The organism is Photobacterium sp. OFAV2-7, from assembly GCF_022347985.1.
Lineage (GTDB): Bacteria > Pseudomonadota > Gammaproteobacteria > Enterobacterales > Vibrionaceae > Photobacterium.
In genome coordinates this window covers 1-4682 of record NZ_JAKRFQ010000376.1, presented here as the reverse complement: position 1 = coordinate 4682, position 4682 = coordinate 1, and the positions used below count along the sequence as shown (strand labels likewise).

General features: G+C 40.8%; 3 protein-coding genes. 2 read left to right on the top strand and 1 reads right to left on the bottom strand.

Annotation, left to right across the window (positions count from 1 at the left end):
- Together MHN01_RS17085 and MHN01_RS17080 are read left to right on the top strand one after the other, a co-directional pair.
- Positions 1–2940, top strand: a 2940-nt coding sequence (locus tag MHN01_RS17085; RefSeq protein ID WP_239412442.1) for a hypothetical protein, incomplete at its 5' end; no start/stop codon positions are given.
- 278 nt (positions 2941–3218) lie between these two features.
- Positions 3219–3692 (top strand): hypothetical protein, encoded by a 474-nt coding sequence (locus MHN01_RS17080; RefSeq protein WP_239412441.1) that lies wholly within the window; start codon positions 3219–3221, stop codon positions 3690–3692.
- Positions 3693–4064: 372 nt separating this feature from the next.
- Here MHN01_RS17080 and MHN01_RS17075 read toward each other — a convergent pair.
- A partial coding sequence (locus MHN01_RS17075; RefSeq protein ID WP_304622869.1) for a methyl-accepting chemotaxis protein occupies positions 4065–4682 on the bottom strand: 618 nt, incomplete at its 5' end.

Below are 4682 nucleotides of genomic sequence, written 5' to 3'. Positions count from 1 at the left end.
CTAAACGATGCTGTTGCAGAACACTTAGGACTAGAGTCAAAATTCAATCTAAATACGGTCCATGAGGCCATTGAACAAGCGAGTTGGATTAAGAAAAAACACAAAGAAACAAATGTTTCATGTTTTAGCCTCTCTTTAGAGTGTCCTCATCAAGCTCTGGATTTTTCCCTAGAACAAACTGTATCCGAGCTAAACTCCATCCTCCGCTCTTTACTACAAGTCAACGACAAGCTCTGTGTAAACCTCAATTGGAAGCCGATTACATTTGACGATAAAAAACTCATACCAAAAATTGAAGAAGGTGGCATCGAACGCTACTCTCGTCCCCATGTACGCTTTGGCCTTAACGAACGTAAAACCATGCGCCTACTGATGGGGCAAAAACTGTATGGTAACCCCACACTAGCCTTAAGAGAGCTTTACCAAAATGCTTTAGACGCCTGCCGTTATCGCCTAACAAGGAATAAATATCAAGAGCTTAACGATTCACAGTATGCCTTCAAAGGAGCGATTCAATTTAAAGCTGGCTATGAAAATAGCTCCGACCGCCCCTACATCGAATGTTTTGATAATGGTGTTGGTATGGGCGAGGAACATTTGTCTCGACTTTTCGCTCATGGTGGGCAACGCTTTGCAGAAAGCCATGAATTTCAAGTAGAACGTGCAGCATGGGCATTAAAAGGAATTTCATTCTACCCCAATAGCCGATTTGGCGTCGGCGTACTTAGCTATTTCATGCTAGCAGATCAAATCGAGGTGCAGACTAGCCGCTTAGAGGAAGACGCTCAAACACGAGGTCCATTGCTGGCAGCTTCAATACAAGGCAGCAGCAGTATTTTCCGTCTACGGACAGAACGCCGCACTGGCCACATTGAACATGGCAGTAGAATTCGTCTATATCTCCGCAATGATGATATGGATCCCAACGATGCATTGGACTCTATAAAGAGCTGGCTAGCTATTCCCGAGTTTGACACCACCTTAATCTATACGGATGATAAAGAAATTTTATTTAAGGCCGGGGAATATTACAACCATTCAAATATTGATATAGAACTACTACCTATATCTGATGCAAAACGTCGTAACGGTCAGAACCGACTATTTTGGTCAACACGAAAAGATCAAGGAAAAATTTATCAGTATAGTGATGTTTTAGTAGATGGCATTAGAATTTATGAAGCTAGTGGTAAAAATAGAAGAAATACAATGACTGGTTTTAATGGAGTCATTATAAACCTTACAGATGAGCATTCTTTTGAACTATCTGTAGATAGAAAAAAATTATTAGAACCAAAAAAAGCATGTCAAATAGTAACTAAACACTTAAACCAGAATGGCTGGAAGCAACTACTAGACTGGCCCAATGCTACTTTAGGTAAACTTTGTATCCTATCGTTAGCGCAACCACTAGCCATTAATAATCTTGATGAAGCATTGTATGAAAAAAAATGTGACGTCACAATAAAAACCACAGGTGGACATTCTATATCTTTGGCAGGAATAGGTATTAGCCCTATTGATCAAGTTCTCTTAACGGATGATAGGCAGCTTCTCACTTACTTGCCAACTTCTTTTTCAAATAATACAAGTTTCTTTGACTATATACTTAGAGGGCGCTTATCAATTTTATATAAAGCATCTGTTCCTGTCATAGAAAGACTTATCCCTCTAGCCAATTTCGACCAAGGCAAAAACTGGGCACGTCTGTCAAGCGGATCAATTGTAGTATTAAGTCATGTTTCTAGTTATTTTGATAGGGTTAGTAAATTATCGTTAGATAACCTTCAGAGTATAGTTGATAATTTTAATATGCAACATTCCGAGATAGAAGCTCTAGCTAAGCCATTGATCAAGCTAAATCTCACCAAGTTTACAGAAAAGCAATTAACAGCATTTTGCGAAAAATCACTTAATCCACAATCACTTGAACTAATGTCATGGGATTTGAGAGGTTCAACAAACTGGATATCAAAAATAGGTTTATCGCAGCTAGTTAATGCAGAAAAGAAATGGAATAAATCTACTTCTGAGATAGTAGCTTTAGCCGAGCCTTTAATTGATGTAGGCCTAACTAAGTTTAATAGAAAACAGATTTTAGAATTCTCAAAAATTACTGAGTCATTATCTTTAGAAAGTAAGAATCTATTCGTCTATGAAAATAGTGATTCTTCTAAACTAAACCTAAGTTCGATTCTTGTTTCAAGTTATGAATCTAATAAATCTTTGGCTGATACAATTACTCTAGCCGAACCTTTTATTGATTTAGATTTAACTATATTCAATAAAAAAGATCTAGATAAATTAGCACTAACTGATAATGCCACATTGCATAAAAGCGCTAAACTTCTATTTAGAGACTTAGATAACTCTGCTCCTTGGGTAAATAAAGTCAGTCTAGGGCAAGTCATCGGCGCTGCTTATCAATGGGAGACATCATTAAGCGATATAATTACTATAGCTGAACCTTTAATTGAAATAGATTTAACTCTGTTCAATCAGAAGGATTTAGAAAAATTAACTTCACTAATACCAATGTGGGTCCCTAAACAAACTGAACTTTGGTCTAAGGATTGTGACGGAGAAGCTCCTTGGTTAGAGTGTATCGATATACCTCACCTTCTCAGAGCCATGCTAATTTGGAACGATACACTTCAGCAAGTTTGTAATATTGCTGAACCATTCATAAACTTCACAATAGAAGAAAAAACCTTATTAGAAATGTTTGACCGCTTAGATTATCAAACACAATACAAATTACTAACAGCTTGGAATCAAGAGCTAAACTCTATTTCCCTATTCATGTTAGCGAGAGAGGTTATTTTTGAAGATGTTAATTGGGATGGACTTTTCGCAGGCCTTGACCTGTTAGAATATTGCAATGTTAAGGTTGATGAAGCGCGGGATTTTTTTACTTTTGTAAAAAAGGAAAATTCATAGATTTTTAGAAAGAGCAAATCGACCTATAAAACTATAGTCATTGAGGTTGTAATTCTAGAATTTCAACCTCACAAAATTAAAGCTGCCCGCAACAGCTCGTGCTTACTAACATATGCAATTCAAAAGAGCTTCCCCCCTCATTTAAACCAACCTTCCAAGTCTGACAAATTATCTCACCTGAACACAATATCAATAACTTCGCCATGTACATTAGCAACCTCTAATAAAACCAATTCCGAGTTATAATTTAGCAAAGATTAATATAACAAGGATTCGTTATGGCTGCTCCAACTGGCAATACCTTCAATAATAAGTACAACCCCGAATACGCCAAGCAGTGTTACAAGCTCTGCCTACTAGGCGCTATCGACAAAGACCTAGCTGGTTTCTTTGAGGTGGACAGGGATACCATCAAAAACTGGGCTAAAAAGCACCCCGAGTTCGCAGAGGCTCGTCGTGCGGGGAAGATGCAGGCTGATGCTGAGGTAGCTAGTAAGCTGTTTGAGCGGGCAACAGGTTGTACTGTTAGAAAGCAAAAAGTGCTTAGCAATGGTGACATAGTCGAATACAAGGAAGAGTTACCGCCTGAAACCCGTGCAATGGAATACTGGCTACAGTGCCGTAATCGCGATAAATGGAACCCTAAGCAGAAAGTTGAGCTATCTGGCGATGCAGAGAACCCGCTGGCTTTTCTCATGGCTGAAGTCGCGAAGGAAGCTGAAGGTACAAGTCCGTTGCCGAATGGAAGTTAAGCCAGTTTGGCTAGATGTGTTTGTTATATGAAACCGCTAAAAACAAGTTAAGCATTATAATCAAATACTACTGAATATTAGCTCTTCTGTGCTGTGACAGAAAACTTTAGCTATCCCATTAGCCATCCCAACAAAAACCAAATTAAAACAAATGTAGTTTAAACAATAGATTAAAGCACAAAATCAAATCCCTCCAGCCCAAACGTTTGGAAACGGGACATCTTCGGATGTCCCGTTTTTGTTTCTGCCATTTATATGAATGGCACTAAAAGCCCGCTAGGCTTTAAACCTAGCGGGCTTTCTTACATTTCCATGGCTGATAACCTTATTACCAGCCACTTAGTTAGTCACACTTCTCAGCGTTAACCACAATTAGATATGAAAACGCTCCGTGTAGTTGCTCAGCTGCTGGCCAACTTCAGATAGATGATCGGCCAGTTGCTGGTTGTTGGTGGCGTTGTCGCGGGTTTTGTGGGAGGTGTCTGCAACATGAACGATGCGCTGGTTCATGTCATCGGCGACATCACTTTCTTCCCGTGTTGCGGTGGCGATGTGGGCGTTCATTTCATTGATGGCCGCGACGGCTTCGACGATGCGCTCTAGGGCTTCATCGGCCTGCTTCATGTGTTCTACACCGGCAGCGGCCTGCTGCTGACCGGCACCAATCACGTCTACTGCCTGGTGAGCCTGCTTTTGCAGCTTCTCGACCATCTGCTGAATTTCGCTGGTTGAGTTGGCCGTTCTGGCGGCCAGGCCACGCACTTCATCGGCAACAACGGCGAATCCGCGTCCGGCCTCACCGGCGCGAGCGGCTTCGATGGCGGCATTTAGTGCCAGCAAGTTGGTTTGCTCGGCAATGTCGTTAATCACTTCCAGTACTTTGCTGATCCCCATACTGTCGGCATTGAGGGTATTAATCACTGTGCCTACCGACTGCACCTGCTGGTTAATCTCATCGATAGTGTCGGTTGCCTCCAGCATCACAGTGCG